At 36.6% G+C, this 17,930-nt stretch carries 16 protein-coding genes; 8 read left to right on the plus strand and 8 right to left on the minus strand.

The genetic code is table 11. The features are described from left to right. Positions 1-50 precede the first annotated feature (50 nt). Positions 51-2,960, plus strand: coding sequence for a DNA polymerase I (polA, locus tag NNJ73_RS03005; protein WP_254492657.1), 2,910 nt, complete (start codon positions 51-53; stop codon positions 2,958-2,960). A 6-nt stretch (positions 2,961-2,966) separates the two neighbouring features. Here polA and NNJ73_RS03010 read toward each other — a convergent pair whose 3' ends face one another. From NNJ73_RS03010 to ihfB, 7 genes are all read right to left on the minus strand, one after another. Then, the gene (locus tag NNJ73_RS03010; protein WP_254492658.1) at positions 2,967-3,830 is read right to left on the minus strand and encodes an endonuclease/exonuclease/phosphatase family protein; all 864 of its coding nucleotides are present in this window, start codon (positions 3,828-3,830) and stop codon (positions 2,967-2,969) included. 111 nt (positions 3,831-3,941) lie between these two features. Next, positions 3,942-4,715 carry a Bax inhibitor-1/YccA family protein gene (locus tag NNJ73_RS03015; RefSeq protein ID WP_254492659.1) on the minus strand — a complete coding sequence of 258 codons (774 nt, stop codon included), beginning with the start codon at positions 4,713-4,715 and terminating at the stop codon, positions 3,942-3,944. 832 nt (positions 4,716-5,547) lie between these two features. Further along, positions 5,548-6,051, minus strand: a complete 504-nt coding sequence (gene lspA / locus NNJ73_RS03020; protein WP_254492660.1) for a signal peptidase II — start codon at positions 6,049-6,051, stop codon at positions 5,548-5,550. Beyond that, complete coding sequence (locus NNJ73_RS03025) at positions 6,048-6,896, minus strand: RNA methyltransferase (RefSeq protein ID WP_254492661.1); 849 nt, start codon at positions 6,894-6,896, stop codon at positions 6,048-6,050. The genes lspA and NNJ73_RS03025 overlap by 4 nt, the downstream gene beginning before the upstream one ends. 2 nt (positions 6,897-6,898) lie before the next feature. Further along, positions 6,899-7,831: a class I SAM-dependent methyltransferase gene (locus NNJ73_RS03030; RefSeq protein WP_254492662.1), complete on the minus strand. Its 933-nt coding sequence runs from the start codon at positions 7,829-7,831 to the stop codon at positions 6,899-6,901. Positions 7,832-7,991: 160 nt separating this feature from the next. Beyond that, a complete protein-coding gene (locus NNJ73_RS03035; RefSeq protein ID WP_254492663.1) occupies positions 7,992-8,288 on the minus strand; it encodes a lipopolysaccharide assembly protein LapA domain-containing protein in 297 nt (98 codons plus the stop codon). A gap of 7 nt (positions 8,289-8,295) precedes the next feature. Beyond that, positions 8,296-8,574 carry an integration host factor subunit beta gene (gene ihfB, locus NNJ73_RS03040; protein WP_026500856.1) on the minus strand — a complete coding sequence of 93 codons (279 nt, stop codon included), beginning with the start codon at positions 8,572-8,574 and terminating at the stop codon, positions 8,296-8,298. A 184-nt stretch (positions 8,575-8,758) separates the two neighbouring features. Here ihfB and lptC point away from each other — a divergent pair, with 184 nt between their 5' ends. The 6 genes from lptC to rlmN all read left to right on the plus strand — a co-directional run bounded on the left by lptC (position 8,759) and on the right by rlmN (position 14,965). Next, on the plus strand, positions 8,759-9,403 hold the full coding sequence (gene lptC / locus NNJ73_RS03045; RefSeq protein WP_254492664.1) for an LPS export ABC transporter periplasmic protein LptC: 645 nt from the start codon (positions 8,759-8,761) through the stop codon (positions 9,401-9,403). A gap of 76 nt (positions 9,404-9,479) precedes the next feature. Then, complete coding sequence (locus tag NNJ73_RS03050) at positions 9,480-10,079, plus strand: LptA/OstA family protein (protein ID WP_254492665.1); 600 nt, start codon at positions 9,480-9,482, stop codon at positions 10,077-10,079. 6 nt (positions 10,080-10,085) lie between these two features. Continuing rightward, positions 10,086-10,880: an LPS export ABC transporter ATP-binding protein gene (lptB, locus tag NNJ73_RS03055; RefSeq protein ID WP_254492666.1), complete on the plus strand. Its 795-nt coding sequence runs from the start codon at positions 10,086-10,088 to the stop codon at positions 10,878-10,880. Positions 10,881-12,000: 1,120 nt separating this feature from the next. Next, positions 12,001-12,465, plus strand: coding sequence for a PTS IIA-like nitrogen regulatory protein PtsN (ptsN, locus tag NNJ73_RS03060; RefSeq protein ID WP_039759419.1), 465 nt, complete (start codon positions 12,001-12,003; stop codon positions 12,463-12,465). Between the two features lie 727 nt (positions 12,466-13,192). Then, positions 13,193-13,696, plus strand: coding sequence for an invasion associated locus B family protein (locus NNJ73_RS03065; protein ID WP_254493198.1), 504 nt, complete (start codon positions 13,193-13,195; stop codon positions 13,694-13,696). Positions 13,697-13,738: 42 nt separating this feature from the next. After that, the gene (gene rlmN / locus NNJ73_RS03070; RefSeq protein WP_254492667.1) at positions 13,739-14,965 is read left to right on the plus strand and encodes a 23S rRNA (adenine(2503)-C(2))-methyltransferase RlmN; all 1,227 of its coding nucleotides are present in this window, start codon (positions 13,739-13,741) and stop codon (positions 14,963-14,965) included. A gap of 795 nt (positions 14,966-15,760) precedes the next feature. Here the strand turns inward: rlmN and NNJ73_RS03075 are convergent. Then, complete coding sequence (locus NNJ73_RS03075; protein ID WP_254492668.1) at positions 15,761-16,402, minus strand: LysE family translocator; 642 nt, start codon at positions 16,400-16,402, stop codon at positions 15,761-15,763. A gap of 173 nt (positions 16,403-16,575) precedes the next feature. Between NNJ73_RS03075 and NNJ73_RS03080 the strand changes: the two genes are divergently transcribed. Next, positions 16,576-17,811, plus strand: a complete 1,236-nt coding sequence (locus NNJ73_RS03080) for an argininosuccinate synthase (protein ID WP_254473674.1) — start codon at positions 16,576-16,578, stop codon at positions 17,809-17,811. Positions 17,812-17,930: the final 119 nt, after the last annotated feature.

A 17,930-nucleotide genomic window follows, 5' to 3' on the forward strand; every position in this document is an offset into this window, starting at 1 on the left:
TATATAAGGGGAATGTGTTTTTTTAGCTGAAATGGAGAAATAAAATTGTCATGAAAGCAACAGATCATCTTTTGTTGGTTGACGGATCAGGCTATGTTTTTCGTGCTTACTACGCTTTACCGCCTTTAAAACGTAAAAAGGATGGACTTCCTATAGGAGCCGTAGCTGGTTTTTGTAATATGTTATGGAAATTACTTTGTGATGCTCGTAACACAGCGACAGGTATTGTTCCAACACACTTTGCTGTTATTTTTGATTATTCATCTGATACTTTTCGAAAACAAATTTATCCTCAGTATAAAGCGAATCGCTCTGAACCTCCTGAAGATTTAATTCCTCAATTCGCGTTAATCCGCCAAGCAACAAAAGCTTTTAATTTGCCTTGTATTGAAAAGGAAGGCTTTGAAGCGGATGATTTGATAGCGACCTACGCACAATTGGCAACAAAGGTTGGTGCAAAAACAACGATTATCTCTTCTGATAAGGATCTTATGCAACTCGTCAATAAGCATGTATCCTTGTATGATGGAATGAAAGATAAGCATATAGGTGTCTCAGAAGTTATAGAAAAATGGGGTGTTCATCCTGAAAAGATGATCGATTTACAAGCATTAATTGGAGATTCGACGGATAATATACCAGGGATTCCAGGAATTGGACCAAAAACTGCTGCTCAGTTGTTAAATCAGTTTGGTTCTCTTGATCTTTTGTTGCAACGTGTGACTGAAATTAAACAAATAAAACGACGTGAAAACATACAAGCTTATAGTGAACAGGTTAAAATTTCTCGTGAACTTGTTAAGCTTAAAACAGATGTTCCTATAGACAGTGATTTAGATGATTTTATTTTGGAGCCACAAGATGGACCACGCTTAATTGCTTTTTTGAAAGCGATGGAATTTTCAACATTAACGCGTCGCGTAGCAGAGGCGACAGCATGCGATGCAGCTGTTATTGATGCACTGGATATAGATGTTGAATGGGAAAAACCTAACGACAAGCATGATTTTAGTACCAAAAACATAGAGCAAAAATCTCGTCATGAGTTTTCTGAAAATTCTCCACAAGCTTTTGCACAAAAACGTAAAGATCAAGCACTGATTCAAAAAGTTACCAGAGAGACTTATACAACAATTCTTGATGAGGAAATTTTAAAAGAGTGGTTATCACAAGCACAAGAGCAGGGTTTTTTCGCTTTTGATACTGAAACAACCTCTCTTGATCCGATGCAAGCAAAACTCGTTGGTTTTTCACTCGCATTACAGCCAGAAAAAGCGGCCTATATACCTCTTGAACATTTTGATGAAGGAGAGGAGGATCTTTTGAGGGGTGGGCGCATCGCTTTGCAGATTGAGACTCGAAAAGCTTTAGCACTTTTAAAACCGATATTAGAAGATTCAGCGGTGTTAAAAATTGGTCAGAATATAAAATATGATTGGTTGGTGATGAAGCAATATGACATTGTGATACGTTCTTTTGATGACACCATGCTTTTGTCCTATGCCTTGGATGCTGGAACTTTAACCCATAATATGGATGATTTATCGGAACGTTGGCTTGGACATAAACCTATTGCCTATAAGGATTTAACACATAACGGAAAAAAAATTACTTCTTTTGCACAAGTAGATTTAAAACAAGCAACCCTTTATGCAGCGGAAGATGCGGATATAACGCTACGTCTTTGGCAAGTTTTGAAACCGCAACTTGTCTCTCAGGGTATGACAAAAATTTATGAACGCCTTGATCGACCTCTTGTAGAAGTTCTTGCAAGAATGGAAGAGCGCGGGATTCTTATTGATCGGCAGATTTTATTGCGCCTTTCAGGAGAATTGACACAAGCTGCTTTGATTTTAGAGGAAGAAATTTATAAACAAGCGGATGAAAAATTTAACCTTGCTTCGCCAAAGCAATTGGGGGATATTCTTTTTGGCAAGATGGGATTGCCTGGAGGCGCTAAGACAAAGGGTGGCCAATGGTCAACTTCTGCACAAACTTTAGAAGAGTTATCTGCTGAAGGTCATATTTTACCGCGTAAAATTATTGAGTGGCGTCAACTTGCAAAGCTAAAATCGACCTATGCTGATGCTTTACCTTCTTATATTCTACCAAAAACAGGGCGTGTTCATACGAATTATTCTTTGGCAATAACATCGACAGGGCGGTTATCATCATCAGAACCAAATTTGCAAAATATCCCAGTACGAACTGCTGAAGGACGTAAGATTCGAACAGCTTTTATTGCTCCCAAAGGACATGTTTTGCTTTCTGCTGATTATAGTCAGATTGAATTACGCATTCTCGCACATATTGCGGATATAAAAGCGTTAAAAGAAGCTTTTGCTAAAGGACATGATATTCACGCTATAACGGCGTCAGAAATGTTTGGCATTGCGATAGAGGGAATGCCTTCAGATACACGACGGCGTGCAAAAGCGATTAATTTTGGTATTATTTATGGTATTTCAGCTTTTGGATTAGCCAATCAATTAGGGATTTCACGCCAAGAAGCAGGTCGTTATATTCAACTTTATTTTGAAAGATTTCCAGGAATTAAAGATTATATGGAAAAGATTAAAAGCTTTGCGCATGAGAATGGTTATGTAGAAACAATTTTTGGACGTCGTATCCATTATCCAGAAATAAAAGCAAAGAATGTAAAAATTCGTTCTCTTAATGAGAGAGCAGCGATTAATGCTCCCATTCAAGGTTCTGCGGCCGATATTATTCGTCGCGCTATGATACAGATGGAAGGTGCTTTAAAAGAAAAAAAACTATCAGCAAAAATGTTGCTTCAAGTGCATGATGAACTGATTTTTGAAGTACCAGAAGAAGAGAGTAAAAAAACCATGGCAGTTGTTAAAAATGTCATGGAAAATGCTACAATGCCGGTTTTATCTTTGTCTGTACCCCTTGAAGTGAAAGTCATGACGGCTCAAAACTGGGATGAGGCACATTAACTTTTTTCATTTATCTTTCAGGATATTTATTGCATTAGCAAGATTAAGATAAGCTTTGATTGGCAAATGATCTGAGGCAATGCGCGCAAGTGGTGAATGGTGATTTTCAAGATTTGTTACCAATTGGTGAGGAAAGGCAAAAACGCGATCAAGAGCTAAAAAAGGAAAGCGAGAGGGAAAGCTTGGTACAACTTCAAGTGCGCTATCAAAATAGGGATAAAAATGATTTAAAGATGAGCCTTTTCCCATCCTCCATTCATTAAAATCTCCAATGAGGAGTGTAGGCATGAGGGAGCGTTTTTGCAAAATTGCAAGGAGCATTTTTGTTTGTTGTTTGCGAGAATAACGTAATAAGCCAAAATGAGCCGCAATAATACGAATAGGACCTGCTGCCATTTCCAATTCTACAATGATAGCTCCACGTGGTTCAATACCAGGAAGAGTGACTTGTAAAGTGTCACGTACATATCCCTTTCGCAAAAAAAGAGCATTCCCATGCCAACCATGACCCTGAGGTGACATAGTATTGAGAGGAACAGGAATCAAACCGGTTTCAGCTTTTAACAGTTGAAGATTAATTAAACCAATACGTTCACCAAAACGTTTATCTGCTTCTTGAAGAGCAAGGATATCAACTTGTAATTCAGTAATAACACGGACAATCCGAGTAGGATTAAAAATTTTATCAATACCTACGCATTTATGCACATTATAGGAAGCAACGGTCAGATCATAATGATTATTTGGGTTGAGAATATTTGATGGATGATGAGAACGGCTATGGATTGCCTTTAAAAGGGTGTTATGGAGCTTTTGTTGAATAAAACCGCTAAACCAAGGGAGTTTTTGCTTGTAAGGCATTTTTGTCATTTTACGAAAAGAATAATTCCTAAAAGGCAAAGGATAAAAACTTACACCAAAAACAAAAGAACCTTGTCTCTTTTAGAAACAAGGTTCCTTCATTAAGCGCTGTTTTTGCAATCAATCACGGTTTGAACCGAGAAATTGTAGCAAGAAGACAAACATATTGATGAAATCAAGATAAAGACTCAACGCGCCCATAATAACTTTACGACCTCTGGTATCGCCTTGATCTCCTTCATAATACATCAACTTAATGTTTTGAGTATCGTAAGCTGTTAAACCAGCAAAAATAAAAACACCAATAACGGAGATAGCAAATTGCAAAGCACTTGATCCAAGAAAAATATTCACAACCATAGAAAGCAATAAGCCAATCAGTCCAATGAATAAAAATGAACCAATTGCTGTAAGATCACGCTTTGTTGTGTATCCATAAAGTGAAAGAGCTCCAAAAGTTGCAGCGGAAATAACAAAGGTTTGTACAATGCTCTCTGTCGTATAACGTAAAACGATTGAAGAGAGTGAAAGCCCAATTAAAGCAGCATAACCAAAAAACAGGCTACGGGCAGCATTGGTGCTTAATGTATTAATTTTAAAACTGAGGAATAAAACTGCAACGAGTGGTGCAAACATCACAATATAAGAAAATGGCGATGTATAAAATGTTACTCCAAATGATGTTAAATAAACACTGCTATTGATCTGAGCTGCTGCCTGGTTCATATCTGTTGTCGTTGCTAATGATACAATTGCATAGGCAGCAGCAGCTGTAATAAGCAAACCAATGGCCATTGTATTGTAAACACCCAACATATAGTCGCGCAATCCCTGATCAATCGATGCATCAGCATGAGAAGTAGGCGCTGAACGTAAATTTTTAAAATTAGCCATAATATAAAATCCTTTAGCATATGTTCCGTCAGGCATTGGGTTTTAAAGTGTTTCTCTCATTCCAGAAACAAACTTTGTATAAGCTTTAATTTAGCGAATACAAAAACCTTCAGAATCACTGGCGGAATTCCAGCATATCTCCCTTTATTATGGAGATTTATTTAAAAATTACAAGAGATTTATCAAAGCAAGGAACCTTACAAATTTGTAAGAAAATGGTTCATTTTCATGAAAAATATTTCCATTTTTTGCCATATTTTTGCAAGATAAAAGGACGATACTAAAATTTTTTTTATTATTCACAGGAACCCTATAATTCTCACTTATAAAATATCTATCTTTAAGGTGATAAGAAAAGTGTTGCGTAGCATCACACTATTTTTCAACCTTCAAGATTGCATATGCTCTGCCCTACCAGAACTCCTAATTGAATTGAGTTTTTATATAACACGTTGATATATAAAGATATATTAATTTTTTACTCTAAATATATCTCCCAAAAATATCGTAAGATTGTCTGATGACAAATCTGTTTATATTCAATCCATCAAGATTATTTTCTTGCACGACACACGAGCAGGATTGGCGTGCTAATAAAAAGCTGTAAAATATTTTTTCTTAGGGTGTGATAGAGGATATATGGATAAAAAATATTGATTTCTATTTGAAGTCAGTTTTTTTGTATTAAGCAAAGATAGATATGTAAAATTGAAGAGAAAAAAATTCTCATAAAGAAAAATATGTAAAGTAATCAGCTACAAGAATTATCCAAAAGGATTTGTAATCAAGCTTATGGTGGTTAAAAATCTCTGTTTTTAAGGCGATGAGAACATCAATGAGGAGATGTATGGTTGGAATGATGTCTTGCTTTCATCCAAGTACGCAGTTCTTCAATAAGGATAGCAATAACACCCAGAGTGATAAAACTATCTGCAAGATTAAAAATAGCAAAATAAAAAATATCATCAATGTGAAAAAGTATATAATCAGTGACATGATGAAAGCGAATACGATCAATAAGGTTGCCGATTGCTCCCCCAATAATAAGGGCAAGACCGAAGTGCATTAAAAATTTGTTGTCTTCAGTATTCTTCCATAACCATAAAAGAAAGATAATCACAATGATCGTGATGGCAATGATTCCCCAGTGAGAAAAGGAAGAGAAAAACGAAAATGCAATGCCAGAATTACGCACATGATAAAGGGAAAGGAAAGGAATAAGCGGGATTTCTGTTCCTAAAGGCATATTGTGCATAATCCAATACTTAACAGCTTGGTCAAGTCCTACTGTAAGGGCTAAGCCAAGAAGAAAAAAAGGGAGTGATTTGCGGATCATATTTTTTCCTCGCATGGTTCCAGTGTTAAATAAGGGCGACGGATTTCATAAAGCATAACAGCTGTTGCTATAGCCAGATTAAGCGAGTCAGCGCGTCCACTTTGTGGAATACGTGCAAGTTTATCACACCGACTTGTCAGAATATCTGATAACCCCTGTTTTTCATTTCCCATTAAAAGGATTATCGGACCATTTTTCAAATCAAGAGTGCGATAATCCAGAGATCCTTTGAGATGGGTGCCAACGATTATGCCTTTAAAGTGAGCCGACCAGTTTAAAAAGGCGCTTTCATCAAAACGATAAAGGGGTATAGAGAAAATAGATCCCATGGTTGCACGAACTGTTTCAGGTGAGAAAGGGTCTGTTGTTTCGCCAATTAAAAGAACACCTTTAGCACCTACAGCATCAGCAGTGCGAATAATAGTCCCAAGATTTCCAGGATCACGCACACGATCAAGCGCGATGTAAACATCTTTAGCTTGCCCTTTTATCATTTCAAGAGGTTGCCATTTTTGTTTGAAAATACCAATAACTGTTTGTGGATTATCGCGTCGGGTAAGTGATTCCATAACCTTTTGTGAGGCTTTGATAACAAAACCACCATTGGCTACAGCGCGTGCAGCAGTATTTTCGATAGTGGCATTACCAATTTCGCTTTTAGAAAAAATAAGTGTCTGTATTGTCCAACCGAGATTGAGAGCATCAATGACCAATTTTAATCCCTCTGCCATAAAAAGACCTTCTCGATTACGGTTTTTCTTTTGGCTAAGTGCTTTAAGATCTTTTATGATAGGGTTGCTAAGAGAGGTAATTTCTTTCACGCTACCGGTTTTGGGTCTACACATATTCAAGCAATCCAACGGCTAAAAAGAGAAGTAGAAAGGGCGCGCCCTGCAATTTCTTCACGCAAAATGAGCTCTCCTGATTCGACTGTACCCCCAAGATTTACAAATGCATCGCGCATTAAAGCATGAAGTGCAAAGAAGGAAGCACGAATGGAATAAGCTGTAAGGACAACAGAGAGCGGTTTATCAGAGAGGAGTTTACGACAATTTGTGATCATGGCTGGTAAATGATCAAACAGTTGCCAAACTTCGCCATGGGGTCCACGTCCATAAGCAGGGGGATCGAGAAGAATCATATCATAGTTTTTTTTGCGACGCAGTTCTCGCTCGACAAATTTTACAGCATCATCGCAAATCCAGCGAATAGAATGATTTGGTAATCCTGCTCTTTCCTGATTAGCTTTTGCCCAGGCAATGGCTTTTTTAGAAGCATCAACATGGGTAACGTTTGCACCCGCTCGTGCTCCAATCAAAGAGGCAACACCTGTATAGCCAAAAAGATTCAATAGTTTTATAGGACGTGCGGCTTTAACAATTTGTTCTTCCATAGAGCGCCAATGGGCATCTTGTTCAGGAAAAACGCCTACATGACGAAAGGAAGTAAAGCGACCTAGAAAAGACAATCCATTCCAAGAAAGAGGCCATGTTTCACCAAGTGGCTTTTTAGGAAAATGCCAACGACCAACACCTTCTTCATCACGGTTTCCTGTGAAAATAGCATCAACATCAGCCCATTGTTTTTGTGATAAAGCGGGCATCCATAATGCTTGACCTTCTGGTCGAATAATTCGATAATCCCCATAACGCTCTAATTTTTGTCCATTGCCAGAATCAATGAGAGCATAATTTTCACTCATACCTGTTTCTAAAATAAGAGGCAACTTTTCCTGCGGATATCTATTCTTGTGGGAGGATTGAAAGCATTGTGCAGGCATGTTTTGTATCACGGTATATGAAGTATAAAGAATTACATTATAAAACTCTTAAATGTTTCGTAAAAGTGCAAAAGAACTAAAATCAATTAAAACACGTATAGAAACAAATTCTGTATTGAATATAAAATACTAAAGAGAAAAAGACTTCATTAAAAGACCATTACACTAGATTTGTGATAGACGTTTTCAATTTCTCGATCTCAGCTTTACTTTTTTTGAGGGCCTTTTTGCATTTGTGATAGGAAAACCAACGGATCAGATTTCCTAATAAAATACCAAAACCAAAGAAAATAAAAAGCCATATAAAGAGAGGAGCATGATAAGTAAAACTTTCAGAATTTGCTCGAAAAGGATCAAGGGTTAACGGAACAATTTGACGATTAGCTACGATAAAAACAATCAAAAACGCTGTGATAATCACACCGATACTTGTTAGAAGAATACGTTTAATGATCATAAGTTTCTCACTGATTAAGACGGTCGCGTAAATCCTTGCCTGTTTTAAAAAAAGGAATCCATTTTTCTTCAACAGCAACGGCTTCTCCTGTTCTTGGATTACGTCCATTACGGGCTGAACGGCTTTTTACAGAAAAAGCTCCAAATCCCCGAAGTTCAACACGATCGCCATTGGCAAGTGCTGTTGAAATTTCTTCAAAAATAGCGTTTACAATATTCTCCACATCCCGTTGAAAAAGATGCGGGTTGTGACGAGCAATAATTTGCACAAGCTCTGATTTAACCACAATAGCCTCACTTTCACACAAAAAACTTTTTTATAATTGTGCACTTCATGCATATTACAATATATAAACGGATAAAAGCAAAATAAAACCAAGAAAAAATAAATTTCAAGAAACAAAATTTGAAAATACCTCTTATAAAGGTTATACAGATTAAAAATGCGGAATTTTAAGAGATTAGGAGAGTATGTCCGTACACAATCATTATGAAGTCTTTTCAACGCAATCATCTGTTGGAGATGTTTTTAAAAAAGCATCTCGGCATTCGCGTCGCATTAGCCACTTAAAAATTTTTTTACCCCTCTTAGCATTAGTTTCAGGGGTAGTTTTTTGCTGGTTTACGTTTTTCTTGGTTCCCGTTACGTCTGAGCCTATACCTTTGAATAATGAAGAGAATGGAGTGACGAACTTGACAATGCTCAATCTAAAATTAGAAGGGTATACGCGTGCTCATGAACCTTATTGGCTTAAAGCAGAAAAGGCATTTCAAGATCATACGCGCTCTGGAATAATTGGATTACAAAACATTACAGCGAAAGCATCTGTGGGCCAGCAAAGACAAGTTTTTCTTGCTGCACAAGGGGGTATTTACGATAACATTCATGGTTTTTTACAGTTGGATAAGCCATTCACCATTACAACGAATGATGGGATAATGGCACAATTTATGTCGGCTAATATTAATTTATCTGAGGGACAGTTAAAAACAGAACAACGCGTTAATATTCAGCGAGCCGGTTTTCATCTTGCTGCCAATGCCTTACAAATTCGAGAAAAAGGAAAAAACATGTATTTCCATGGTGGTGTGCATTTAGTGCTTGAAAAGCAATGACGCAATATCAAGATGAATCTTTAAGGGATATTTAAAAGAGAATTCATGTGTATATGCAAACAGAAGAATTGAAAGAATGAGATCATACAAAAGATGGATCGGTATGACGTTGGCTTTTAGCATGGGAATGTTAGGAGGAAGAACGGTTTTAGGATATGCTGAAGGGACCCATTTTGGAATAAATCTATCAAACGACAAAGAACCGGTAGAGCTTCATGCAGATTCTTTAGAAATACGTGATAAAGAAGGGATAGCCCTTTTTAAGGGTGATGTTTCAGTGGTGCAAGGTGAACGTCTTTTACGGACGGCAAAATTAATTGTTTATTATGATAAAGCCCATAAAGAAGCGGATAGAAACAGGGAAGATAGGAAGGCATCATCTGTTGCCTTGTTTGGTTCGTCGAGTATACAAAAAATGGAAGCCTTAGGAAAAGTCTATATAAAAATAGCGACGCAAGTTGCTACGGGAGATAGAGGTGTTTTTGATGGAAAATCAAAAATGATGAGCTTGACAGGGAATCATGTTGTATTAACGGATGGTGACAATGTGGCAACAGGATGCAAATTAACGGCCAATATGGAAAGCGGACAGGCTTTTTTAGAAGGTTGTGAGACGACTAAGAAAAAAGGTCGCGTTTCTATTATTTTTAAACAAAATCAACAAAATGGCCATTAAGGTTTCATGTTTGGAATCAAAAGAAAAAAACAGACTGATCAGCATGACCTTGCAAGTGAAGCTTCAAAAAAGCGCTTAAAAGGGACTTTGATTGCCAGTCATTTGATTAAAGTTTATCGAGGAAGACCAACAGTTAATGGTGTTTCTTTTGGCATTCGTACGGGAGAAGCCGTTGGCATTTTAGGGCCTAATGGGGCAGGTAAAACAACTTGTTTTTATATGGTTACGGGGCTCATAAAATCTGATGGAGGATCCATTAAAATTGATGGATTTGATATTACGCATCTTCCGATGTATCGACGGGCACGTTTAGGTATTGGGTATCTTCCCCAAGAAGCATCTATTTTTCGTGGTCTTTCCGTAGAAAATAACATCAAAGCTGTTTTAGAAGTCATTGAAAAAGATCGCCTTAAACAACGCGAAGAGCTTGATAGTCTTTTACATGAATTTAAAATTGATCATTTACGTAAAATGCCTGCACTTTCGTTATCTGGGGGTGAACGTCGACGACTTGAAATTGCGCGCGCTTTAGCTTCTCGTCCTCATTTTATGTTACTTGATGAACCATTTGCAGGAATTGATCCTATCGCTATTTTTGATATTCAGCAGCTTATTCGTTATTTAACGAAGCGTGGCATTGGTGTTTTAATAACAGATCATAATGTACGCGAAACATTAGGGCTTGTCGACCGCGCTTATATTATTCATACCGGCAAAGTGTTAGTTCACGGTCGTCCTAATGATATTATCAACAATGTTGATGTCCGCAGAATTTATTTAGGACATCAGTTTTCTCTATGATTTTACAGCTTTTATGCTTTTCCATTTAAGTTTAATAGAAACAACATAGTTGCTACAAACACTATTCTAAGTAATCAAACACATTTCAAAGGAGGTAGATAAGGTTTCATTGTGATTATTAATAAAACATATTATCGATATATTTCTATTACAGAAACAAAGGCAAATTTTTCTTTATTGAGAAACGATGATCATGTTGTTAAAGGCTTGTAAAGCAATAAAAGAATGTGACTTTAGGATAGAGTTTTTTAATTTGGGGTGTGCAATAAGTTTTTCTCTGATAGTTGTCTTTATGACATTATTATTGAATTATTGAAAATCTCCTTATTTATGCCAAACTTCTTTTATGAGTATAATCTAATAAATTCTCATTGAGTGGTGAAAGAGGTTTCGTCACTTAAGATGAGTTTATTGTTTTATTGGTTGAGCTTACTCATGATTGTATCATAGAAAAGATATCATTGAATTAACTTAATAATGAGTGATAAACGAGGCTGCAAATAAATGCGTGTTTTGTTGAAAAGTGAGAGATATTCATCACACTTTCTCTGTCGAATCAAAGAACATATCGATGATGCTGTTTTGGGTATTTTGATTGGAGCATCCATCCGTTATATATTGCGTTTATTCAATAGGGATTGTCGTGTTTTATTGGCTTGTATAGCGTATTTAAAATGGGAGAAAAGCTTTAGGTTCTTGTTATAAGGCTTTGTTTAAGCTATACAGTAATTTTCAAACTAAAGGTCCATTTTGCTCGATATGCTTCTCATTCTATTAAGAGTTCATTTTTAAAGAAAGAAAAAAATCTAATGGGGAGTTATACATTAACTTTTATGGCAGGTTTAATAAACTTATAAATAATGCCCTTTTCTAGTGTCTTAAGGAAATTAATTTTATGAACAACTTCATTTCTTTTTTTCTTTTCTCATGCGGTTAATGAGGAGCTAAGCACTATTTATTGTTCTGTTAAAAGTGATATGAGACGTATTAAGCCATCACCCATTATAAATTGAAAAATAAAAACACATGCGCTGTTGCGAAAAGTGAAAGAACTTAAAGGTTCGATACCGTTTATAGGTTTATTGGTGAGCATTTGAGCGTGTAAGAGGAAAATTAAAGGATGAATTTGAGTGAGTTAATAGCACCGGAAGCAATTATTCCGGCTCTTAAGGCTAATTCGAAAAAACAAGTTCTGCAAATTTTAGCCGAAAAAGCTTCTCAGCTGACAGGTCTTAGTGAGCATGTAATTTTTGATATTGTTTTGCAACGTGAGAAGCTTGGTTCAACAGGGCTTGGTGGTGGTATTGCTATTCCGCATGGAAAATTACCTGATATTAATCGGATTATTGGTATATTTGCACGTCTTGAAAGTCCTGTTGATTTTGAAGCTCTCGATGATGAGCCTATAGACCTTGTTTTTCTTCTTTTGGCACCTGAAAATGCTGGTGCAGATCACTTAAAAGCTTTATCACAGATTGCACGTGTTTTGCGTCATGCTGATGTTGTGCAAAAATTACGCAATACGCACAATGCCAATGCGCTTTATGCTTTATTGATTCAAACTTCAGAATCAAACGCAGCTTAAAAAAGATTATAAGTGTATAAATTGCGGAGTATACACCATAGAGCCTAGAAATAGTATAATTTATATCTTAAAGGGCTGATAGTAAAAGATAACGTTATGCGATTCGCTATTGAGACAGAATCTAAGGCTTCTATGTTTTGTGATTTAATATATTGATAATATTTGGTTATTTTTGCAAGATATTTTTAAGATTATGACAAGACGATATCAGCATGATATTGAATACGACGTATGAATACACTATAATAGTTAAAAGGTGGAGTATCTTACGGACAGACGTGTATTGAATGTGTAGAGTTGAGAAATGATATTCACAAAGCTATGAGATGCTATGAAATTTTTTGGGGATTATAGAGTGTATTTTCAAAGTTTTGCAGCAGATTGCTTGTGATGTAAAGAGTATGGTTTATTTCTCAGCAGAGTGGTGGTATATTTTTATCTTGTTTTGAAATCCTATTGCCTAAAGGAATCGTTTTTTATGAAAAAACGAAATGGGTGATGTGAAATCAAAAATATTGTTTTTTAATGCGATTATTGAATAAAAAGTTCATATTTTGGTAACGACTAAAAGGTCACAATGAAACGTGAAATCTGTTCTGATTGCTGTGAAAATATTTCGCTTATTGAAGGAATTAGGATAATTACACATGAGTATTGAGGAGTTTTTATTTGAACTTTTCCAATGAAGAGAATCTTGTTAGAGATTAAAGAAGTGAGCTAAATGAAGATGTTTGAAAAGACTGTTATTGCTGCATCTGTAATGGTTCTTGTTACAGCCGGGGCGGTATGTGCACAAACGCCAAGCCGTTTAAATCAATTTGAAGCGTGGGGAGCCTATTCTTATAAATCGTCCCAAAATACGATTTGCTATGTGTTATCTGTTCCTTTGAAGGCTCTTCCAACAACGGTTAATCATGGGGATAATTTTTTCTTAGTTACCAAGCGTTCTCAATCGCCTGTTTCGTTTGAACCGCAGTTTATGGCTGGTTATACGCTTCAAGAAGGGTCGAGAGTGACAGTGACCATTGGAGATAAGGACTTTGATTTTTTCACGAAGGATTCCTCAGCTTGGTTGGCGTCATCAGAGCTAGAAAAGCAACTTGTTTCTGCGATGCGTGCTGGAAACAATATGACGGTGAAAGCAATATCAAAACGAGGAACGCATACCACCTATACTTATTCCTTAAAAGGAGTCACTGCTGCATTAAATGCGGCTCAAAAGTGCCATTAAGGTTTTAATAACTTTTAAAATAGTAATGTAAATTGGAAAGCAATGGCTATTTCCTACGACCTTAGACCTGTTGGTTCATGTTTAGCACAAAAAACAGATAATGTGGTGGTGAAGGAGAGTTCTAAGCTCTCTTTAATTGGATTATCGCAAGATGAAATAGTGCAAGCTTTAAAGACAGTTGGTGTACCAGAGCGTCAAACGCGTATGCGTGCACGCCAACTTTGGCATTGGCTTTATGTCCGTGGCATTTCAAATTTTGGTGAAATGCTGAACATTTCTAAAGCAATGCAGGAAACACTTAAACATCATTTTTCCATTGCACGTCCTGAAATTGTTGGAGAACAAATATCAAAGGATGGCACACGTAAATGGCTCTTACGTTTTCCTGCACGTGGGGCTGGAAGACCTGTTGAAATTGAAACGGTTTATATTCCTGAAGAAGGACGTGGGACCTTATGTCTTTCATCGCAAGTCGGGTGTACGTTAACCTGCTCTTTTTGTCATACGGGAACGCAGATGCTTGTTCGCAATCTGACGGCGGAAGAAATTTTGGCACAATTGTTGGTTGCACGTGATTGTTTGGGGGATTTTCCTGATAAGGATACGCCTGATGGGGCAATTGTTCCTGTTGAAGGGCGCAAAATTACCAATATTGTTATGATGGGAATGGGAGAACCTCTTTATAATTTTGAAGCTGTAAAAAAAGCTTTATTGATTGCTTCTGATGGCGATGGACTTTCTTTATCAAAACGTCGAATTACGCTTTCAACCAGTGGGGTTGTTCCTGGAATTATTCGAACTGGGGAAGAAATTGGTGTGATGTTAGCAATTTCACTGCATGCCGTACACGATACACTAAGGGATATGCTTGTTCCTATCAATAAAAAATATCCGCTTGCTCTTCTCATGGATGCTTGCCGTAATTATCCTGGTCTGTCTAATGCAAAACGAATCACATTTGAATATGTTATGCTGAAAGATATCAATGATAGTTTAGATGATGCTAAGCGATTAATACAGTTGCTAAAAGGTATTCCAGCGAAGATCAATTTAATTCCTTTTAATCCGTGGCCAGGGAGTAATTATCAATGTTCTGATTGGGAGCAAATCGAGCGTTTTGCTGATGTTGTTAATCAAGCAGGCTATGCTTCTCCTATTCGGATACCGCGTGGACGCGATATTTTAGCTGCATGTGGACAGCTTAAATCGGCTTCAGAGCGCTTACGAAAATCTGAACGTTTGAAACTTGAAAATGCCATTGGTCATTAGTTAATGTAATTTTCAGTGCTATAAAGCCTGTATTTTTTCGTAAATCAACATATAAACGTCATATAGAGATATGTGTGAGACAGAGATTAAGACGGATTTGCGAGACAAACAGTCTTTGCTTGTATAGGTTCAATAGGGGAAAGATATTGTATAAAGTCTGTTTGTGTAATCTCTGAAATGAGGAGGCAGCCTAATTTAGAGGAAAGTCTCAAGAGTCACTCATTTTCACCTCACTTCACACTCTTTACTTCGGTTTTATGATTTTTAAAAGCATCGACAGTAACAACTTTTAAAGAGTGGAGATATACATTGCCTGATGCTTTTGTTTGTTACGTTTTTTAGCAAGATTATGCTTCATACATAAAATGGTGTGACTAAAATATAAATATCCCACACCATAAATACCATTGTTATCCATTGATATGTTTTTAAAAAAGCATTTCTTAATGTACTCCCCGTCTCACGACAACGCCTGTGAAAACTATAGCACAAAAACCTCTGTGAAATATATGATACCATCCATATTTTTAAGGTTTCATACAAGGTATGTAAGTTGGCACGAGCATTCAAATTTTTAGTTTTCAATGTTGTAAAAGATTTTGGTGTTTAGGACACATCATAAGAGATATTCTTTTCTTAAGTCGTTTTTATCTACACGACAATTCTAGCTTTTCTTGTGATGTACAAGAAAATAAAGCTATTGTTTAATTCAATATAAACAGATTTAAAATGAGAGCGTTTCACAATATTTAGAGTTCTCATTTAAATTAAAAACGATAAATTACACCTTATAAATCAATTTTTTGTAACGATAAGAAGGTGGAGAGCAAAGCTGGTAAAGGTCCCTGCAATAAGCCAGTCGAGAAAGCGAATATAGAGAGGATTTTGTTTAAGGGTTTTGGTAAGTTTATGCGCTGTAAAAACGACCGAAATTGTAATGGGGAAAGAAATAGGAATATAAGAGAGTCCTAAAAAGAGTAACTTTTGTGTTGCCATAGGATCATTCTCATTGATAAATTGTGGTAAGAATGTTGCATTAAAGAGTATAACTTTAGGATTGAGAAGATTAATTCCAATACCAGCAAGATAGTTACGTTTGGAGCTTTGAGATTTAGAAGATGTTTGTTCAAAGGAAAATGTTGGTTTTCTCCGTAAAGCTTGGAAAGAAAACCATAAAAGATAAAAGGCTCCAACAATTTTCAGAAGAACAAAGGCGTGTGGCGCAGCAAAAATAAGTGCTGACAAGCCAAGTGCTACAGCAATAACTTGAATAGCAAATCCTGTTGCACTCCCCAAGGCACACATAATTCCAGCTTTTTTGCTTTGTGTAATGGTTCTTCCCACAGAAAGCATCATGTCTGGTCCTGGAATAAGTGCTAAAATCAACGATGCTAAAGAAAATTGTACAATAATAGACCACTCCGGTAGAAATGACACCTAAATCTCCTCTTATTTTTAAGTAGTGTTCACGCTATTTATAGTCCGAAGCGCCTTTATTTACGCTTTTTGAGTCTTTTTAATGTTGCTTAAAAAGAATTTATTTTTATATTTCTTGCATCGTTTAAATTTTTAGGAAAAAATAAAAAAAGCAGCTCATATAGAACTTTAAAATGAAAAAGTGGCAAAATATGAAGAAAGTTGTTTTGGCTTATTCCGGGGGGTTGGATACATCAATTATTCTCAAATGGTTGCAAACTAAACTAGGCGTTGAGGTTGTAACTTTTACAGCTGATTTAGGGCAGGGGGAAGAGTTAGCACTTGCGCGTCGTAAAGCAGAGATGCTGGGTGTTAAAGAAATCTACATTGAAGATTTGTGTGAGGAATTTGTGCGTGATTTTGTCTTTCCAATGTTTCGCGCCAATGCTGTTTATGAAGGAACATATCTTTTGGGGACATCAATTGCGCGTCCACTTATTTCAAAACGGCTTATTGAGATTGCTAAGGAAACAGGAGCGGATGCCATTGCCCATGGGGCAACAGGAAAAGGCAATGACCAAGTACGCTTTGAGCTTTCTGCTTATGCACTTAATCCTGATATCAAGATTATTGCTCCATGGCGTGATTGGGATTTTAAGAGTCGAACAGATCTAATTGAATTCGCACGTACACATCAAATTCCTATAGAAAAAGATAAGCAAGGTGAAGCACCTTTTTCAGTGGATGCAAATTTATTGCATTCTTCATCAGAAGGAAAGATATTAGAAAATCCGGCACTTTCTGCTCCTGAATATGTCCATATGCGTACTCTTTCGCCGGAAGATGCTCCCGATCAAGCAACCAGAATCACGCTTGGTTTTAAAAAAGGCGATGCTGTTTCAATCAATGGAAAAAATTTATCACCTGCAACTTTACTTACAAAATTAAATCATTATGGGTGCAATAATGGTATTGGTCGGTTAGATTTAGTAGAAAATCGCTTTATCGGTATGAAATCACGGGGTATTTATGAAACCCCAGGGGGGGCCATTCTTTTGACAGCACATAGGGCTATGGAATCTTTAACGCTAGATCGTGGTGCAGCTCATTTAAAAGATGAATTGATGCCACGTTATGCAGAACTCATTTATTATGGCTTTTGGTTTTCGCCTGAACGCAAGATGTTGCAGGCAGCGATTGATTTATCTCAAGAACATGTTGAAGGTGAAGTTACATTAAAGCTCTATAAAGGAAATGTGATTGTAGAAGGACGCCAAAGTAAAAAATCGCTTTATTCGAGTGAGTTGGTAACCTTCGAGGATGATCAAGGCGCTTATAATCAAAAAGATGCAACGGGTTTTATTAAATTAAATGCTCTGCGCTTGCGTACATTAGCCATGCAGCATCAAGGTGATAAAGAAAAGAAATAAAAGATTTTTTTGACAAGTATCATGTGGGTTAGTGCTTTTGTATGAAACGATTTATTGAAGTATTTTTATCTATTAATTTTTTTACAGTTCTTTTGTTTACTATTAGAGATTTCGTTTTT

Origin of the sequence: Bartonella sp. B1099 (genome assembly GCF_944801835.1) — a bacterium.
GTDB lineage: Bacteria > Pseudomonadota > Alphaproteobacteria > Rhizobiales > Rhizobiaceae > Bartonella.